This is a genomic window from Chryseobacterium indologenes (genome assembly GCF_018362995.1).
GTDB lineage: Bacteria > Bacteroidota > Bacteroidia > Flavobacteriales > Weeksellaceae > Chryseobacterium > Chryseobacterium indologenes_G.
In genome coordinates this window covers 4,483,822-4,504,172 of the sequence record NZ_CP074372.1, presented here as the reverse complement: position 1 = coordinate 4,504,172, position 20,351 = coordinate 4,483,822, and the positions used below count along the sequence as shown (strand labels likewise).

The following is a 20,351-nucleotide window of genomic DNA, read 5'->3' as shown; positions in this document are numbered from 1 at the left end:
TTAATTTTAATAGAATAAACTGATTACCAGATCAATGATTTTGATTCCGATAAACGGAACGATTACCCCGCCTAAACCATAAATCAAAAGGTTTCTTCTCAATAAGGCACTTGCACCAATCGGTTTGTAAGCCACTCCTTTCAACGCCAGCGGAATCAGGAACGGAATGATTATCGCATTGAAAATAACCGCTGATAATATGGCTGTTTCCGGGCTGTGAAGATTCATAATATTAAGCTTCTGAAGGGAAGGAATAAAAGTGATAAAGAGCGCAGGAATAATGGCAAAATATTTCGCCACGTCATTTGCAATACTGAAAGTTGTCAAAGTACCTCTTGTCATCAGCAGCTGCTTCCCAATTTCTACGATTTCGATCAACTTTGTAGGGTCATTATCAAGATCTACCATGTTTCCGGCTTCTTTTGCAGCCTGTGTTCCACTGTTCATGGCTACACCTACATCGGCTTGTGCCAGTGCCGGAGCATCATTAGTACCGTCACCCATCATCGCTACCAGCTTACCTTCCTGCTGTTCCTTTTTGATGTAATTCATCTTATCTTCAGGTTTGGCTTCGGCAATAAAATCGTCTACTCCAGCTTTTTCTGCGATAAATTTGGCAGTCAGAGGGTTATCGCCGGTTACCATTACCGTTTTCACTCCCATCTTTCTCAGTCTTTGAAAACGTTCCTGAATTCCGGTTTTGATGATATCCTGAAGCTCAATAACGCCCCATACTTTTTCATTCACAGAAACTACCAGAGGAGTTCCTCCGTTTTCAGAAATTTTGGTTACCGCATCCTGAGTTTCCTGTGGGAAGATATTCCCGGCTTTTTCAGTCAGTTTTTTTATCGTATCATAAGCTCCTTTACGGATTCTTGTTTCGTCAAAATCAATTCCTGAAGTTCTTGTTTCTGCTGTAAAATCGATATAAACAGGATTCGCAACCAGCAAGTCTTCAGATTTCAAAGCACTCAGTTCAATGATTGATTTTCCTTCCGGTGTTTCGTCAGCCACAGAACTTAATGCAGAAGCTTTAATAAATTTGTCAAGTTCGATTCCGTTTGCAGGATGAAACTGAGTTGCCTTACGGTTTCCGATAGTGATTGTTCCGGTTTTATCAAGCAACAGAACATCAATATCACCCGCAGTTTCCACTGCTTTACCACTTTTTGTAATCACATTTGCTCTTAAAGCTCTGTCCATCCCCGCAATCCCGATTGCAGAAAGCAGACCACCGATGGTTGTCGGAATAAGACAAACGAAAAGAGATATAAATGCCGCTATGGTAATCGGAGTCTGCGCATAGTCTGCAAAAGGCTTTAAAGTGAGGGTAACAATGATAAATGTAAGGGTAAATCCTGCCAGAAGTATAGTTAGTGCGATTTCGTTAGGTGTTTTCTGTCTTGAAGCTCCTTCTACAAGGGCAATCATTTTATCAAGGAAGGATTCTCCTGGTTTTGTGGTTACTTTCACTTTAATTCTGTCTGAAAGAACTTTTGTTCCTCCTGTTACAGAACTTTTATCTCCTCCGGATTCACGGATTACAGGTGCACTTTCTCCGGTAATTGCTGATTCATCAATGGTTGCAAGACCTTCAATAATTTCACCATCCATTGGAATCTGATCTCCGGCTTCGCAAAGGAAAATATCACCTAAAGTCATTTCAGCTGACATTTTCAACACTGTTTCTACCTGAAAACCTGGTTTATTATCAATGACCAATTTAGCCGGAGTTTCTTCTCTTGTTTTTCTGAGAGTATCAGCCTGTGCTTTTCCTCTTGCTTCCGCAATAGCTTCTGCAAAATTGGCAAACAGAACGGTGAAAAATAAAATAATAAATACTAAAAAGTTATAGGAAAAGCTTCCCTGGGTTTTATCACCAGTAAGACTGAACATGCTTACAATAAACATGACAATGGTTCCGATTTCCACCAGAAACATTACTGGATTTTTAAACATAATTTTCGGATTCAGTTTCACGAAGGACTGTTTTATCGCTTCGTTGACCAAATCTCTCTGAAACAATGTTTGTGACTGATTTTTCATTTTTTTGAAAGAGTTTATATCATTGTAAATCAATAGTAACCATCAAGGTCTGCCAGATAATGAGGATAGATATGGATAATATTAAGTGAACGTTTCAGTAAGTGTCAGACTAGCTTCCTCCAACTTTTCGGCTTCCTTAATGGTTGAATATTGATTTTAATTTTTAATGTTCACATTTTTATTTTGAGAAATACTGAATCTGCTCTGCAATAGGGCCTAATGTCAATGCAGGGAAGAATGACAATGCTGCAATCAGTAAAATCACCGCCAGGGTCATAAAGCCGAAAGTAGCTGTATCTGTTTTCAGTGTTCCGGAACTTTCGGGGATATATTTTTTCTGTGCCAGTAATCCTGCAATAGCAACAGGGCCTATAATCGGGATGAATCTGGATAATAAAAGAACAATTCCCGTTGAGATATTCCACCATGGTGTATTGTCTCCCAGTCCTTCGAATCCGGATCCGTTATTGGCTGCAGAAGAAGTAAACTCGTACAGCATTTCACTGAAACCATGGAAACCTGGATTATTCAATGTTTTTGCTCCAAATTCTGGTAGATAAGCCGTTAAAGCTGTTCCTGCAAGAATTAAAAAAGGATGGAATAAAGCCACAATCATAGCGATTTTCATCTCTTTGGCTTCAATCTTTTTCCCCATAAATTCAGGGGTTCGCCCTACCATCAGACCACTGATGAATACAGCCAGAATGATAAAGATGAAGTAGTTCAGAATTCCAACCCCGCAGCCTCCGTAGAAGCAGTTGATCATCATGGCAAGCAGCTCATTCATCCCCGAGAGAGGCATAGTACTGTCATGCATGGAATTCACAGATCCCGTAGAAATAACTGTAGTAGCGATACTCCAATAGCCGGATGAAGCACTTCCGAAACGGATTTCTTTACCTTCCATTGCTCCCAGACTGCTGTCTGTTCCCATTTGTGTAATCAGAGGATTTCCAGCCGTTTCATTCACAACATTCGGAATGGTAAGAGCAAGAAAACCGACTGTCATTACGGTAAAGATCACCCATGACAGTTTCCTTTTATTCAGATAAAAACCCAGTGCAAATACTAATGCAAACGGAATGATCATCTGAGTGACCATCTCTGTCATATTGGTGATATAATTAGGATTTTCAAGCGGATGTGCCGAGTTGGCTCCGAAAAATCCACCTCCATTAGTTCCTAAATGTTTAATTGCAACAAATGCAGATACAGGACCTCTGGAAACATCAGCCTTCTGTCCCTCCAATGTGATGATATGATCCTTTCCTTCAAAAGTCATAGGACTTCCGTTCATAGAAAGAATTAAAGCAACAATCACACTTATAGGAACTAAGATTCTGACCATTGATTTTGTGAAATAATCATAAAAGTTCCCTAATTCTGTACTTGTTTTTTCTTTAAAAGCTTTGAAAAGGACAGCCATTGCTGCCATACCTGTTGCTGCAGTTACAAACTGTAAAAACATCAGATAAAGCTGGCTCAAATAGCTTACCCCGGTTTCTCCTGAATAATGCTGTAAATTACAGTTAACCAAGAATGAAATGGTTGTATTAAAAGCCAGATCGGGAGACATATTCGGGTTTCCATCAGGATTTAAAGGCAGCCATGCCTGATTCAATAAAAGAAGGAATCCAATGATGAACCATATAAGATTGATCGCCAGCATGGCGTACATATTCTGCTTCCAATTCATCTGACGGGCAGGATTAATCCCCGAAACTTTATAAATTAACTTTTCAATGGGTTCAAAAACCGGATCAAGAAAAGTCTTTTTGTATCCATAAACATTAGCTATATATTTTCCTAAAAAAATTCCGATAACTAACGTGACAGCAAACATTGCTATAATGCCTAAAATTTCTGTATTCATGATTGTTTAAAATTTTTCAGGTTTTATTAAAACATAACAGATATACACAAAGGCAAGTATTGAGAGGAAAAATAAACTCCACATAATTTATATTCTATCAAAAAATTCAACTGATTTATATAAAAGCCAAAACAATACTGCAAAAAGCAGGATTAAACTTATAAGCATCATATCTTAATCATTAGGGTTAAAAGAGTCAGTAATACGTACGATACAATAAGCAGACTAAAAGTAGAATGCTCCCGTTTTTTAAACGTTTTTCTTGAAATTGTCATTTTTAAATATTTTATTCAGAGACTATATGCCAAAAGAAAGTCCATTTTGAAAAACAAACATATAAAACACTGAATAACAATAAATTAAACCACAACATCAAACCATATAAAAACAGAAAAGCCTATCAAAATGATAGGCTCTTTATTAAAATGATAATAAGTTTATTTTAATCCGTATTCTTCCAGTTTACGGTATAGTGTGGCAATACCAATCTCAAGTAATCTGGCTGCTTCCGCTTTATTTCCTTTTGTATATTGTAATACTTTCTGAATATGTATTTTTTCCAGGGAACGGATGCTTAAAGAATCGCTTTCCGGAATTGCTTTTTCAGAATAATGAGGAAGACTGTCGGCATCAAGGATATTATTATCCATCAAGATTAAACTTCGTTCCACAGCATTTCTCAACTCACGGATATTTCCCTTCCAGTCGTTTTTCTCCAATGCTTTATAATAATCCGGACTTACCTGAACAGATGACAAATGAAGTTTATGAGAAAAAAGGTCAATAAAATTCTTCGCAAGTACTTTCAGATCTTCTTTTCTATTGCGCAGAGACGGAAGAGTGATTTCAAATACATTCAGTCTGAAATAGAGGTCTTCTCTGAAGTTTCCCTGCTTTATTTCATCTTCCAAATCTCTGTTAGTAGCTGCGATTAATCTGAAATCAGATTTTGAAACTTTCGTCTCACCCATTTTGATAAACTCTCTGGTTTCCAAAACCCTGAGAAGCTTGGCCTGAAGTTCTATCGGCATCTCTCCAATTTCATCCAGAAACAAAGTACCTCCATTTGCTTCTTCAATCAATCCCTTCTTGTCTTTTACAGCACCGGTAAAAGCCCCTTGTTTATGCCCGAAAAGCTCACTTTCCAGAATCTCTTTACTGAATGCCGAGCAGTTAATTGCTACAAAGCTGTTTTTCTTTCTGTCACTCCCTTCATGAATCGCACTTGCAAAGACTTCTTTACCCGTTCCTGTTTCTCCTGTAAGCAAAACAGCGGCGTCTGTTAAAGCCACTTTTTCAGCCAATTTCTTGGCCTGTAAAATTAAAGGTGATTTCCCTATGATCTGGTCAAATCCTTTGGTGACAACCTGTTGTACTGTTCTTGATTTGTTATCCTTTACCTTTTCAAGAGCTTTGTACACCAATGGGATAATTTTTTCATTATCATCACCTTTCACCAGATAATCATATGCTCCATTCTTCATAGCCTGCACTGCATCAGTAATATTACCGAAAGCCGTCATCAGAATAATTTCCAGCTGAGGATATTTGCTTTTAATAGACTTTATCAATTCTACTCCAAAAGCATCAGGCAGACGGACATCGCTTAAAACAACATCAAAATCATATTGCTCCAGCATTGTCATCGCTGAACGTGCCGTAGAAGCTTCTTTTACATTAAAATTTTCTTGGGAGAGAATCATTCCTAATAACTTAAGAAGTTTGATCTCATCATCGATGATCAGAATGTTTCCTGACATTATAATTATTTTTGGAAAACTGATACAAACTTATTGAATTTATTCGAGGAAAATAGGGATTATAGAGAATAGTTTTGTGAACAACTCTGAAATTTCGGGCGCATTCTCCCGCTATCCATTCATACTCCTCGCGCCAGGGCTTTCCTGCGCTCAAAACCAACAGCTTTACCAGGCGTGCTACGGGGTAACCATTACTATCGGGGCTAGGGAAGACGAATGATGAACGATAATTATGAATTATAAATGATGAGTTATGAATTATAGACCCTGAGTTGGTTAGGAGTGATCAATTTTAAATTGTGAGTTTCTAAGATCTAATATGCCCAATCATGTCATTCCGTAGGAATCCAGCCACATTTGTTAACGTGAAGGATTCAAAGGAATACTAATAGGCACTTTTAATACTAAGTGATTTAATAATCTCAGCTATGTTTGATGATAGAATTTAAAATGGATTATTCGGACTCCTGCGGAGTGACAAGATAGTATGTGCTCTGAATGATAAGTAATAAGTGATCAATGTAATGTATGATTTGGATTGAATGGCAACAGCAAACAATCAATCATTACTCATTGCTCATTAGCGATTACTCATTGCTTATGTTTGTGTTGAGATTTGTACTTATTTGACGGGTAATTTGGTTTGAGTTGTGTACAAAGCAAAAAAAATCCTTTATCTTATGATAAAGGATTTTTAAAAATAAAATAAAAACTGGCGGCGGCCTACTCTCCCGCTTTCGCAGTACCATCGGCGCTGGTGGGCTTAACTTCTGTGTTCGGAATGGGAACAGGTGAGCCCCACCGCTAAAACCACCCTAAAGAAGGTATATAGCATCTGGCTATTTGCTGCTGGCTCTTGGCTATTTGCCATTCGCTAACCGCTAGTCGCCAATTGCATTTTTAAGCGATAAAAACTTTCACAAAGACAAAACCTTCACTGCGCATAAAGTACTTGTCGTATTTATTATTTAATAATTTGATATAGCAACCAAAGGCTATAAATCTACGGGTAATTAGTACTACTCGGCTATGACATTACTGTCTTTACACCTGTAGCCTATCAACGTCGTCATCTACAACGACCCTTAAAAGATGTCTCATCTTGAGGCGAGTTTCGCACTTATATGCTTTCAGTGCTTATCTCTTCCAAACGTAGCTACTCAGCGGTGCACCTGGCGGTACAACTGATACACCAGAGGTTTGTTCAATTCGGTCCTCTCGTACTAGAATCAAGCCCTCTCAAACATCTAACGCCCGCAATAGATAGAGACCGAACTGTCTCACGACGTTCTGAACCCAGCTCGCGTGCCACTTTAATGGGCGAACAGCCCAACCCTTGGGACCTTCTCCAGCCCCAGGATGTGACGAGCCGACATCGAGGTGCCGAACCTCCCCGTCGATGTGAGCTCTTGGGGGAGACTAGCCTGTTATCCCCGGAGTACCTTTTATCCTATGAGCGATGGCCCTTCCATACGGAACCACCGGATCACTATGTCCTGCTTTCGCACCTGATCGACTTGTAGGTCTCACAGTCAAGCACCCTTATGCCATTACACTCTACGCACGGTTACCAAGCGTGCTGAGGGTACCTTTGAAAGCCTCCGTTACTCTTTTGGAGGCGACCACCCCAGTCAAACTACCCACCACGCAATGTCCTTCTAAAAGAAGTTAGGCTCCAAGTAAGTAAAGGGTGGTATTTCAACGTTGGCTCCACCTACACTAGCGTGCAAGCTTCAAAGCCTCCCACCTATCCTACACATTACTTACTCAAAGTCAATACGAAGTTATAGTAAAGGTTCACAGGGTCTTTTCGTCCCATTGCGGGTAATCGGCATCTTCACCGATACTACAATTTCACCGAGCTCGTGGCTGAGACAGTGCCCAGATCGTTACACCATTCGTGCAGGTCGGAACTTACCCGACAAGGAATTTCGCTACCTTAGGACCGTTATAGTTACGGCCGCCGTTTACTGGGGCTTCAGTTAATGCCTTCGGTTTAACCCTAAGCACCTTCCTTAACCTTCCAGCACCGGGCAGGTGTCAGACCCTATACAGCATCTTTCGATTTAGCAGAGTCCTGTGTTTTTGATAAACAGTCGCCTGGGCCTCTTCACTGCGGCCACCATTGCTGATGGCGTCTCTTCTTCCGAAGTTACGAGACTATTTTGCCTAGTTCCTTAGCCACGACTCACTCGAGCACCTTAGGATTCTCTCCTCGACCACCTGTGTCGGTTTTGGTACGGGTTGCTTCACTTCGGCTTTTCTTGGATCAGATTACACTACAGCAGCTTCGCCCGAAGGCTAGGCCTTGACTATTCCGTCAGTCTTTAGCAGCTACATCCAACCGTCCCCTTTTTAGTGTGAGCAAGTATGGGAATATTAACCCATTGTCCATCCACTACCCCTTTCGGGTTCGCGTTAGGTCCCGACTAACCCTCAGCTGATTAGCATGGCTGAGGAAGCCTTGGTCTTTCGGTGAGCAGGTTTCTCGCCTGCTTTATCGTTACTTATGCCTACATTTTCTTTTCTATCCGCTCCACAATACCTCACGATACTGCTTCGGCGCAAATAGAATGCTCTCCTACCAGATATATCTAAAATATAAATCCATAGCTTCGGTAATATGTTTATGCCCGATTATTATCCATGCCGGACCGCTCGACTAGTGAGCTGTTACGCACTCTTTAAATGAATGGCTGCTTCCAAGCCAACATCCTAGCTGTCAATGCAGTCCAACCGCGTTGCTTCAACTTAACATATATTTTGGGACCTTAGCTGTTGGTCTGGGTTCTTTCCCTCTCGGACATGGACCTTAGCACCCATGCCCTCACTGCCGTAGAACATTTATTAGCATTCGGAGTTTGTCAGGAATTGGTAGGCGATGAAACCCCCGCATCCAATCAGTAGCTCTACCTCTAATAAACTTATATACGACGCTGCACCTAAATGCATTTCGGAGAGTACGAGCTATCTCCCAGTTTGATTGGCCTTTCACCCCTACCCACAGGTCATCCGAAGACTTTTCAACGTCAACCGGTTCGGTCCTCCACTCTGTGTTACCAGAGCTTCAACCTGCCCATGGGTAGATCACAAGGTTTCGCGTCTAATCCTACTAACTATGCGCCCTATTCAGACTCGCTTTCGCTCCGGCTCCGGTACTTAATACCTTAACCTCGCTAGTAAAATTAACTCGTAGGCTCATTATGCAAAAGGCACGCCGTCACAGCATTACGCTGCTCCGACCGCTTGTAGGCGTACGGTTTCAGGTTCTATTTCACCCTTCTATTCGAAGTGCTTTTCACCTTTCCTTCACAGTACTTGTTCACTATCGGTCTTTCAGGAGTATTTAGCCTTGGAGGATGGTCCCCCCATATTCAGACAGGATTTCACGTGTCCCGCCCTACTCATTTATCACTCAAATATGCCTTTCATATACGGGGCTATCACCCTCTATGGCCGTTCTTTCCAGAACATTCTATTAAACATATATCAGCTTTTGGGCTAATCCGCTTTCGCTCGCCACTACTTACGGAATCTCTTCGATTTCTTTTCCTCCGGGTACTTAGATGTTTCAGTTCTCCGGGTTTGCTCCTCTTACGAGGTAATACATCTTCAATGTATTGGGTTGCCCCATTCGGACATCTGCGGATCAATTCGTGTGTGCCAATCCCCGCAGCTTTTCGCAGCTTACCACGTCCTTCTTCGCCTCTGAAAGCCTAGGCATCCGCCATACGCCCTTAACGATTTCTTTCCTATTGGTTACTCAAGCGCTTTATGCGCTCGGTTTTCTCTTTGTGATGTCTTTACCGTTAATGTCAATGATCTTAATGTCTTCTTGTCCAATTGATGAACAGATGTTGTTTTTGGCTCCATCCGTAACTTTTAAATCAATCTTCCAAAACTGTGGAGAATAAGGGAGTCGAACCCTTGACCTCCTGCGTGCAAGGCAGGCGCTCTAGCCAGCTGAGCTAATTCCCCCTCTAGTTGCTGTTGGCTTCTTGCTTCTCGCTATTGGCTCTATTGCCATCAGCTATAAGCTATTTGCCAGCCGCATTAATTAGTAGTCTCGGGCAGGCTCGAACTGCCGACCTCTACATTATCAGTGTAGCGCTCTAACCAGCTGAGCTACGAGACTGTCTCTTAGACGTAAAGAGGATAGACTGATAGATAATTGACCCGCGTCTCTTCTCTAAACTCTCTCTTCTTTGTCTCTCTCAATCCCTTTACTAATTTCTAGTGGGTTTTGTATTTTTAATATAACCAACCAAACAAAAAACTAAAGCTTTACTTTGAAGTAAGTACTTTGTATCTTACGATACTAATTTTGTTTATCGTCATAAGACGCTCTAAAATGAGATGTTCCAGCCGCACCTTCCGGTACGGCTACCTTGTTACGACTTAGCCCTAGTTACCTGTTTTACCCTAGGCAGCTCCTGTTACGGTCACCGACTTCAGGTACCCCAGACTTCCATGGCTTGACGGGCGGTGTGTACAAGGCCCGGGAACGTATTCACCGCGCCATGGCTGATGCGCGATTACTAGCGATTCCAGCTTCATAGAGTCGAGTTGCAGACTCCAATCCGAACTGAGACCGGCTTTCGAGATTTGCATCACATCGCTGTGTAGCTGCCCTCTGTACCGGCCATTGTATTACGTGTGTGGCCCAAGGCGTAAGGGCCGTGATGATTTGACGTCATCCCCACCTTCCTCTCTACTTGCGTAGGCAGTCTCACTAGAGTCCCCAACTTAATGATGGCAACTAGTGACAGGGGTTGCGCTCGTTGCAGGACTTAACCTAACACCTCACGGCACGAGCTGACGACAACCATGCAGCACCTTGAAAAATGTCCGAAGAAAAGTCTATTTCTAAACCTGTCATTTCCCATTTAAGCCTTGGTAAGGTTCCTCGCGTATCATCGAATTAAACCACATAATCCACCGCTTGTGCGGGCCCCCGTCAATTCCTTTGAGTTTCATTCTTGCGAACGTACTCCCCAGGTGGCTAACTTATCACTTTCGCTTAGTCTCTGATTCCGAAAAACCAAAAACGAGTTAGCATCGTTTACGGCGTGGACTACCAGGGTATCTAATCCTGTTCGCTCCCCACGCTTTCGTCCATCAGCGTCAGTTGTTGCTTAGTAACCTGCCTTCGCAATTGGTGTTCTAAGTAATATCTATGCATTTCACCGCTACACTACTTATTCCAGCTACTTCAATAACACTCAAGACCTGCAGTATCAATGGCAGTTTCACAGTTAAGCTGTGAGATTTCACCACTGACTTACAGATCCGCCTACGGACCCTTTAAACCCAATAAATCCGGATAACGCTTGCACCCTCCGTATTACCGCGGCTGCTGGCACGGAGTTAGCCGGTGCTTATTCGTATAGTACCTTCAGCTACTCTCACGAGAGTAGGTTTATCCCTATACAAAAGAAGTTTACAACCCATAGGGCCGTCGTCCTTCACGCGGGATGGCTGGATCAGGCTCTCACCCATTGTCCAATATTCCTCACTGCTGCCTCCCGTAGGAGTCTGGTCCGTGTCTCAGTACCAGTGTGGGGGATCACCCTCTCAGGCCCCCTAAAGATCGTAGACTTGGTGAGCCGTTACCTCACCAACTATCTAATCTTGCGCGTGCCCATCTCTATCCACCGGAGTTTTCAATTTCTAATGATGCCATCAAAAATATTATGGGGTATTAATCTTCCTTTCGAAAGGCTATCCCCCAGATAAAGGCAGGTTGCACACGTGTTCCGCACCCGTACGCCGCTCTCAAGATCCCGAAAGATCTCTACCGCTCGGCTTGCATGTGTTAGGCCTCCCGCTAGCGTTCATCCTGAGCCAGGATCAAACTCTCCATTGTATGTTTGTCTGACTCACTCAAAGTTTTTTAACGCTTTAGTTTTTCTTTACTTGGTTGTTATATTGTATGTCAATGATCTTTATATCTTTCGCTTTTTAACGTAGCAATCTTCTCTGTCAGTGTCACTCCGTATTTGCGAGTGCAAAAGTAAAACTTTATTTCTTAATGACCAAATGTTTTGAAAGAAAATTTTAAAGTTTTTTTAAGTAACCTTAATTCCTTTCTTAACCTTAATCACCCTACTCCTGCGCTCCCTTTATTTGGGACTGCAAAGATACAAACTCTTTTTTAACCCGCAACTTTTTTTAATAAAAGTTTTGAAGTTTTTTCGTCCGTCTCTTTTTGAAGTATCTTAATGTCTTAGCTTATCTAAAAGCTCTTCTGCGCTACTGATGTACTCTCGTTTTCAGTGGGGCAAAGATAACAACTTCTTGCAACGCAAAACAAGTTTATTTAACATAAATTTTACCTTTCCGTAATATTTAACCCTAAACTACTGAAACAAAGGATCAAAAATTTTAAACATTTGTTTGGAAGAAGGAAGGGAAAGTTGGAGAGTTGGAGGGTTTGAGCGTGGGAGAGGGTTTTCGTTCGGTGGAAAGGGATTCGGGATACGAGGTGCGGGGTGCGGGGGTTGGTGCGGAATGATCAAAATAAGGTATATATATAATTATATAGAATAGCTTTTTAAAAGTTTTGGCTGCGGTATAGTATTTATTAGTATTTATAATCATTATTATTCTATATCCCGGATAGTATTGTCACTCCGTAGGAATCCGGATAAAACTCTTCCGTAAAATTAAAATAGCTGAAATATAATTCAGCTTAATTAAAATGCTTCGACTCAGCTCAGCATGACACTGCTAATACTAACTGCTAAAAAAAATCTTCAACATATTCTGCCAACTTATTTCCTTTAAAAGCTCTCGTAAAGAAGTTTGGATTCCTGAGCAATGACACGATGGAAATAGAGATTTATACTCAATAACCATCTTACATAGAAATCAGGAATATGAAATTCAACACCAATGTTCTTTTTCTACATAGAAACCCGAAACTCGAAACCCTCCTACCCCGAAACTCATCATTCATCATTCATAATTTATAATTTATAATTTATAATTCCCACCCCTAGCCCTGATAGAAATGGTTACCCCGCAGCTTGGGTTGGAGAGCAGATGGGTTTGCGCGTGGGAAAGCACCGCGCGAGGAGTAGAAATGGATAGCAGGAATAAGCTCCTGAAAAAAATCGTATATATAATAATGGATAGTAAAAGCTATACCTATATATAGTAATGAAGATATTAAATAAAAAAGAGAGTGCCGACAGCAGCCTTTGTATCCTTTCTATTATAGGTTTTTCATTCTTATGATTTACCTTTTCAACTATCACCATAGATGTAATAGTGATAAAACCGGCCATCATCTTTTTTTGATTTCATACATTTGTAGTGCATTCCGGATTCTAAGGAGTGAAATGAGTTTTATATGACAGACAGAAAATATAAGGAAACGGTTCATACTGATAAAAACCAATACGAATATATTACAATAACACACGACGAAAATAACGTCAGAATCTATACTTTGAAAAATGGGCTGAAAGTTTTTCTTGCTCAAAATTTCGATGCTCCGAGGATACAGACTTTTATTCCTGTAAGAACCGGAAGCAATAATGATCCGGCCGATAATACAGGACTGGCTCATTATCTAGAGCATATGATGTTTAAAGGAACTTCAAAAATCGGGACTCAAAACTGGGAAAAGGAAAAAGAACTTCTGGACCAGATCTCAGCTTTGTATGAAGAGCATAAAGCAGAACAGGATCCTGAAAAGAAAAAAGAAATCTATAAAAAGATTGATGAAGTTTCTCAGGAAGCCAGCCAATACGCTATTGCGAATGAATATGACAAAGCCATTTCTTCTTTGGGAGCCAGCGGAACAAATGCGCATACCTGGTTTGATGAAACAGTATATAAAAACAATATTCCAAACAACGAGCTTGAAAAGTGGCTGAAAATAGAAAAGGAGAGATTTTCTGAAATTGTACTTCGTCTTTTTCATACGGAACTGGAATCTGTGTATGAAGAGTTCAACAGGGCTCAGGATAATGACACAAGACTTGTAAGCTATGAATTGATGAGTGCTCTTTTCCCTACGCATCCTAATGGCCAACAGACGACACTGGGAAGACCGGAGCATTTGAAAAACCCTTCTATGAAGGCTATTCATAAGTATTTTGATGAATATTATGTTCCTAATAACTATGCAATGGTGCTGGTTGGTGATCTTGATTTTGAAGAGACCATTCAATTAGTTGATCAATATTTTGGTACTTTACCTTATAAAGAGCTTCCGAAAAAGACACCTATCATTGAACAACCCATTACAGAAATTGTCACAAGAACGGTGAAAAGCCCTACTACTCCACGCACTCAGCTGGCATGGAGAACGGAAAGCTATGGAACAAGAAATGCCATGCTTGCAGATGTTGTTGCGAATATCCTCAGCAACAGAGGTGAAGCCGGATTACTGGATCTGCACATCAATCAGACTCAAAAAATGCTTTGGGCTCAAGCATTTTCTGTAGGTTTAAGACAATATGGATATTTTTCTATTGTAGCCGTACCTAAAGAAAATCAAACTCTGGAAGAAGCAAAGAACATGGTCCTGGAGGAAATCGAATTGATAAAGAAAGGTGATTTCCCTGACTGGATGCTGCCGGCAATCATCAATGATTTCAAAATTCAGAGAATGAAAGGCCTTGAAACGGCCGAAGGACTTGCTACGACACTGTACGATTCTTATATAAAAGGAAGAACATGGGAGCAGGAACTGAATGAGATGGATGAGTATGCTGCTTTTACGAAGGAAGATGTAGTAAATTTTGCCAAGGATTTTTTCAAAGAAAATTATGTTGTTGTCAATAAAGAAAAAGGGGTCAATGATACGTTGATCAGAGTTGAAAATCCAGGTATTACGCCTGTTAAAATCAACAGGGATACTCAGTCTGATTTTTTAAGAGAGATTTTAATGGATAAGACGGAGGATATTAAACCTGAATTTATCGACTATCAGAAAGAGATTGCCACTGATCAGCTTAACGGAAAAAAATTAAGTTCCGTCAAGAATAAATATAATGATATTGCACAGCTGCATTTCATTTTTCCTTTTGGAAGCGATAATGACAGAGATCTCGGAATTTCCACTCAGTTGCTGCAATACCTTGGTACGGATACTCTTTCGCCTGAAGATTTAAAAAAGGAATTTTTTAAAATCGGGATCAGCAATGATTTCAAAACTACGAATGACCAGTTGATTATCTCTCTAAGCGGACTGGAAGAAAATATAGAAAAAGGAATTGCTCTACTGCAGCACTGGATGCATGATGTAAAACCAAATCAGGAAATCTACAATCAGTTTGTGGGAACTGTACTGGAAAACAGAGAGGCTATCAAGAAGGATAAAAACCGTATTATGACAGCGCTGACCAATTATACCAAATTGGGCGTTCACTCACGTTTTACGGATGTTATTTCTAAAGAGGAACTTGAAAACAGCAACTCTGAAGTATTCACTGACAGAATGAAAAAGCTTTTCAAATATCCATATCAGGTATTCTTCTATGGTAAAAACTTTGAGAATTTCAAGGGATATATTGGTCAGTATATAGAAACTGAAAGTCTTCAGATTCCGGAAGCGAAGCAATATCCAGAGCCTGCCACCGGAGGAAATGTAAATTTCATCAATTATGATATGGTTCAGATGGAAATGAGCAAGATCGGAAAGGGAAATCTTGTGAATCCGCTTCATTTTGGAAAGATCAATGTATTTAATGAATATTTTGGACGGGGATTATCTTCAATTGTTTTCCAAGAGATGCGTGAAAGTAAAAGTCTTGCTTATTCTGCTTACGTTTCTTATGCAGCCAACTCTGAACTTAACCATCCTGATTATGTAACAACCTATATCGGAACTCAGCCTGATAAGCTTATGGTTGCCGTGGATACACTAAACGAGTTGATGAAAGAACCTCCTGAAGTACCTATTCAGTTTGAAAATTCCAGAAATGCAGCCCTTAAACAGATTGCTTCTACAAGAGTAACCCGTGAAAACGTTTTTTTCAATACATTAGATTTGAAAAAGCTCAATATTTATCATGATTTCAGAAAAGATATTTATAAACAGATCCAGGATCTGAAATTTGAAGATATCAGACATTTTTATCAGACAGAAGTGAAATCCATAGATTTTAATACAGCCATTATCGGTAAAAAAGAAAATCTGAATATGGAAGCCGTCAATAAAATGGGAACATTTAAAGAAGTAAGTCTGAAAGATATTTTCGGACATTAAAAAACAAACCGTCTGATAGCATTATCAGGCGGTTTGTTTTTATAAATGATAATTTAATTGATCAATGATAATTCATAATTCTATTACGTCATCATACAATCTCCGTCTCCATCCTGATAGTTAGGATTAAAATTATCGGGAAGCAATTCCAGCAGCCGTTGATGAAACAGATATTCTCTTTTAAAATTACGGTTATAGATATGGGAAAACGCTTTTGATTCCTGTATTGCCTTGTTCAGCCTGGCCTGATAACTGGTAAAGCCTTTCACTTTATTGATGATAATGAAGTAATTTAAAAACTGAACTACCTCAGCTAAGTCAGAAGTTGAAAAAAGGTAGGGAATTTTAAGGTATCCGTCGCGGAGCTGTAATAGTAAGCAAGCTTTGAGCTGATTATTCTGATCGAAAATCTTAATCCAAAAATATTTAAATGTACCCGCAAAGCTTGAAAAGAGATATTTTTCATCTTTTCTACCTTCCAAAACCCATGGATAGTCTATAAAAGTATTGATTTCATCTGCATTGCGTACCCCGGAAAATTCAGTCATAAAATCAGCACTTTCTTTGTCAATACGAGGAAGAACTTCATATTTGAAATCCGGTTTCTGTACTGGTAAGTTTTTTATTGAGATGAATACACTGGCAGCAGCATCCAAAGCCTGAAAAAGTGGCTTCAATGGTTGTGTTCCCGGTCTTTTTTCAGGAATCATTTTAGCGGCATCGGTTCTGAAGTAATACCTTTTCCCCTCTTTAGGAAAGACATATTCAAAAACACCCATGATATTGTAAAGTGCTTCTGCTTCTTTGGTAAATTCTGTAATGGCAATTCTACCTTCATATTCTTCAAAAACCTTTTTCAGCAATGCTTTTGCGGGTCTTTTTTTCCGGTATTCAGGGTTTGCATACAAAGTGCTCAGCCACGCATATCGGATTTTTTTTCCATTAATGATAAAATAATCCGGGAAGCATCCTACATAACCGATCAGTTTTTCTTCAGAGAAAGCCAGAATAAGAAGGGTATCTTCCTCTGATGCTTTAGGATTCCGAATATGTGATAATGCACGATGTTTCGTAACAGGAAGAAAATCATACTGCAAAAATGCTCCGGATGATATAAAATCTTCCAGTTCTTTTCTGTTGAATGTTTTCAGCGTTATCATTTTCTCAGAATCATATTTTTATTAATCAGCCTTTTCAGTTTGAAGTATGCCATTTCTTTTTTCAGTATCTGTTCTCCACTCTCCCCCATTTCCATTGGAATTCTTTGAAAATTTCTCTTCACACTATCCAGCTTTATTCCTGCACAGCCAAAACTGCAGTAGATTTCTTCATTTTTAAAAAGCTCATCAAAAAAATCTTTCTGAACCTCAAAATCAGTAAACGGAAATGCAAAACTTTCATAGAGGAAACCGTTTTCCTTCAAATAAGCAAAAGTTTTATCTGTAGTTTCCATCTGTTCTTTCAATGATAAGTCTCCGTATTTCGGGTGATCCCAGCTGTGAGAAGAAATTCCGAAACCTCTTCCGGCAAGTTCTTTTAACTCTTCTGTGCTTAAATAAGGTTTGAATTCTTTTGAATAGGCATTAAAATCCACTTCAAGCTTTTCAGCAAGCTGATCCAGAATATCTTTTTCCTGATAATTTACAGATAAAATTTTCTTCTTTAAAATGCTTCTATCGGCGTTCTGAAGCGATAGCACAAAATAAATTTTAGGATCAATGGTTTTCTTTTTTTCAACGGCATCTGCAAGAAGACTGGCTTTGCATCTGAACATCATATCTTTATTGTCTATAAAAGCCGGATTAACAAAATTGCAGGCATAAATACCTTTTCTTTCCAAAATGGGCACCGCAATATCATAAAACTCTCTGAAACCGTCATCAAATGTAAGCAGGGCAATTTTTTTCTTAGATTTAAAATCACCAGACATATAATCCTTGAACTGCTGCCAGTTGACAAACTGGAAATTCTTTGCAAGATGATCAAGATCTTCTTCAAACTGTTTTGTATTCTTATACCGGATCACATGTTTTATATGGGGAAGCTCTCTGTCTGAGACACTGTGATAAAGCGGCAAACAGTAATCCAGCGGAAAAGATTTCCCGATATTATCAGATTCAAAAGCTGCCAAAACATTGATGATCCTGTCTTTCATCTTATTTAAAATAAAAAAGAATCTATTCAAAGCTCAGTTCAAATAGATTCTTAAAGGTATAACTTTTAAAAATTATTTTATAATTTTCATTTCATCAACAAGCCACTTTGAGTCAGCGAACTTTTCAATGATGAAAAGGATATATTTTGTGTCTACCATGATGTTTCTGCTGAAACGTGGATCATAGTTGATATCACTCATAGTTCCTTCCCACTGTCTGTCGAAATTCAATCCTACAAGATTTCCGTTGGCATCAAGAGCAGGGCTTCCTGAGTTTCCTCCGGTAGTGTGGTTCGTTGCAGTGAATCCTACAGGAACATCACCTGTTTTATCTTTATAGTTACCGAAATCTTTTTTGTTGTAAAGGTCAATCAGCTTCTTTGGAACATCGAATTCGTAATCTCCAGGAATATATTTTTCCATTACTCCTGCCAGGTGAGTCTGGTATCCGTAAGAAACCGCATCTCTAGGTGTAGATCCTTTTACTTTACCATACGTCACACGAAGCGTTGAGTTAGCATCCGGGAAGAATTTTCTGTCTTTATCCGTCTGCATCTGCTGTGCCATGAACTTTTTCTGTAAAGCATCGATTTTTGCCTGCATTGAAGTATACTGCGGATCTGCGGTTTTCATATAGGTTTCTTTCATAGAAACATACAACTGATAAATAGGATCTTTCTTTAAAGTCTTGATCAGTTTATCCTGGTTAGAAAACGCTTTATCAATATCTGCAGTCAATGTTCCCCCATTCACAGCAGCTCTTCCTGTGATGATAGAATTTTTAGACATATCTTCTATTACAGGAATATTCGGGCTTTCATCTTTATATTTGCTGAAACCAGCCGGTAAAAACTGAGGTGCTGTTTTATTAGCATATAAAGCCAATAGTTTTGCGGTTACTTTAGCATCAAGCTCTGCACTGTAATCTTTGTAGAAAGAGGTTAATTTTGTTTTTAACTTTGTAAGTTCCTTCTCATCCATTCTTCCGGCCTCCACAGAAGCTACAAAATCATAATAATCACCGGCAAGCTTCAATGTTTCTGCATTTTTTACGACTTCCGTGAAATAAGCATTGTTTAAAGCATAAGGTGCCTGATCATTGTACAGTTTATTCAACTGATCCAATGTATTTTTGATCTCCGGATTTTTAGCAACCAAAGAGCCTTCGTACATTACTTTCTTTTCTACAGCATTGGATTTCTTCAATCCTTCTACTTCACCAATCCATTTTTTCCAGTAGTTCGCTACAGAAGCATATTTTGAAGCGTATTTGATACGTGTTTCATTATCAACACGCATTTTTTCATCCAGAGTTTTTAAAGCAACATCACGTACAGCAATTCTTGCAGGATCAATATCCTTCATGATTTTCTCTACGCCTATTGCAGGAAGATATTCTGTAGTCTTTCCCGGGAATCCGAATACAAACGTAAAATCGTTTTCGTTTTTATCTTTTATAGAAACCGGTAAGTAGTGTTTTGGAACGTAAGGTACGTTGTCATTTGAATATTCTGCAGGTCTGTTGTTTTTGTCTGCATAGATTCTGAACATAGAGAAATCTCCGGTATGTCTAGGCCAAACCCAGTTGTCTGTATCACTTCCGAATTTCCCGATGCTTTGAGGCGGAGCTCCTACAAGACGGATATCTTTATAAGTTTCGATGGTGTAAGCATAGTATTTGTTTCCATAATACATTGGCTTTACCATGATTGATTGGTAAGATTCAATTTTCTGAGAGTTTTTATAAACCTCAATATTATTGTTGATCCTTTTGGTAAGTTCCGGTTCCGTCAGGTTATCTGTGCCTTCCAAAATCTGATCAGTAACTTCTTTTATATCTACAATAAAGTCTACTTTTACGCCCGGATTAGGAAGTTCTCCCTGTGTATTTTTTGCCCAGAATCCGTTTGAAAGAAGGTCATTCTGAACGGTAGAATGCGCCTGAATCTGACCGAAACCGCAGTGGTGATTGGTTAAAAGCAGTCCTTTAGGCGAAATAATTTCTGCAGTACATCCGCCGTTAAACTGTACTACCGCATCCTTTATGCTTGGTTTCTGAGGGTTGAAAATATCTTTTGCAGAAATCTTCATTCCCAAATCCTTCATTTCCTTTTCATTCAGCTCAGTAGGAATCCACATTCCTCCATATTGTTGTGCAAATGCCATTGCAGCTGGCAAAAGAAATACAGATAAAAGTATCTTTTTTGTCATAATCAAAATTTTGCCCGAATTTACAAAGAAAAATAAGAATAGACCTTATAAAACAGGCGGAAAAGTTGTTAAGAGTAGGTTTTT

General features: G+C 39.6%; 8 protein-coding genes, 2 tRNA genes and 3 rRNA genes. 1 reads left to right on the top strand and 12 read right to left on the bottom strand.

What is annotated here, in order from left to right; genetic code table 11:
• Positions 1 to 6: 6 nt before the first annotated feature.
• The 9 genes from kdpB to DYR29_RS20440 all read right to left on the bottom strand — a co-directional run bounded on the left by kdpB (position 7) and on the right by DYR29_RS20440 (position 11,545).
• Positions 7 to 2,046 carry a potassium-transporting ATPase subunit KdpB gene (gene kdpB / locus DYR29_RS20480; protein ID WP_213278299.1) on the bottom strand — a complete coding sequence of 680 codons (2,040 nt, stop codon included), beginning with the start codon at positions 2,044 to 2,046 and terminating at the stop codon, positions 7 to 9.
• A gap of 178 nt (positions 2,047 to 2,224) precedes the next feature.
• The gene (kdpA, locus tag DYR29_RS20475; protein ID WP_213278298.1) at positions 2,225 to 3,919 is read right to left on the bottom strand and encodes a potassium-transporting ATPase subunit KdpA; all 1,695 of its coding nucleotides are present in this window, start codon (positions 3,917 to 3,919) and stop codon (positions 2,225 to 2,227) included.
• A gap of 6 nt (positions 3,920 to 3,925) precedes the next feature.
• Complete coding sequence (locus DYR29_RS23055) at positions 3,926 to 4,003, bottom strand: potassium-transporting ATPase subunit F (protein WP_077415921.1); 78 nt, start codon at positions 4,001 to 4,003, stop codon at positions 3,926 to 3,928.
• A gap of 353 nt (positions 4,004 to 4,356) precedes the next feature.
• On the bottom strand, positions 4,357 to 5,679 hold the full coding sequence (locus DYR29_RS20465) for a sigma-54-dependent transcriptional regulator (protein WP_213278297.1): 1,323 nt from the start codon (positions 5,677 to 5,679) through the stop codon (positions 4,357 to 4,359).
• A gap of 710 nt (positions 5,680 to 6,389) precedes the next feature.
• Positions 6,390 to 6,497 (bottom strand): 5S ribosomal RNA (rrf, locus tag DYR29_RS20460).
• Between the two features lie 175 nt (positions 6,498 to 6,672).
• Positions 6,673 to 9,430 (bottom strand): 23S ribosomal RNA (locus DYR29_RS20455).
• 153 nt (positions 9,431 to 9,583) lie between these two features.
• A tRNA-Ala gene (locus tag DYR29_RS20450) sits at positions 9,584 to 9,657 on the bottom strand.
• An 83-nt stretch (positions 9,658 to 9,740) separates the two neighbouring features.
• A tRNA-Ile gene (locus DYR29_RS20445) sits at positions 9,741 to 9,814 on the bottom strand.
• A 214-nt stretch (positions 9,815 to 10,028) separates the two neighbouring features.
• Positions 10,029 to 11,545, bottom strand: a 16S ribosomal RNA gene (locus DYR29_RS20440).
• Together the 16S, 23S and 5S rRNA genes with 2 tRNA genes alongside form the textbook arrangement of a ribosomal RNA operon.
• 1,488 nt (positions 11,546 to 13,033) lie before the next feature.
• Between DYR29_RS20440 and DYR29_RS20435 the strand changes: the two genes are divergently transcribed.
• On the top strand, positions 13,034 to 15,901 hold the full coding sequence (locus DYR29_RS20435) for a M16 family metallopeptidase (RefSeq protein WP_213278296.1): 2,868 nt from the start codon (positions 13,034 to 13,036) through the stop codon (positions 15,899 to 15,901).
• A gap of 83 nt (positions 15,902 to 15,984) precedes the next feature.
• On the opposite strand, the gene DYR29_RS20430 is transcribed toward DYR29_RS20435, so the two are convergent.
• The 3 genes from DYR29_RS20430 to DYR29_RS20420 form a co-directional block, all read right to left on the bottom strand.
• Complete coding sequence (locus DYR29_RS20430) at positions 15,985 to 17,061, bottom strand: GNAT family N-acetyltransferase (RefSeq protein ID WP_213278295.1); 1,077 nt, start codon at positions 17,059 to 17,061, stop codon at positions 15,985 to 15,987.
• Positions 17,058 to 18,056: a polysaccharide deacetylase family protein gene (locus DYR29_RS20425; protein WP_213278294.1), complete on the bottom strand. Its 999-nt coding sequence runs from the start codon at positions 18,054 to 18,056 to the stop codon at positions 17,058 to 17,060. The genes DYR29_RS20430 and DYR29_RS20425 overlap by 4 nt, the downstream gene beginning before the upstream one ends.
• Before the next feature lie 72 nt (positions 18,057 to 18,128).
• Positions 18,129 to 20,267: a S46 family peptidase gene (locus DYR29_RS20420; protein ID WP_213278293.1), complete on the bottom strand. Its 2,139-nt coding sequence runs from the start codon at positions 20,265 to 20,267 to the stop codon at positions 18,129 to 18,131.
• Positions 20,268 to 20,351: the final 84 nt, after the last annotated feature.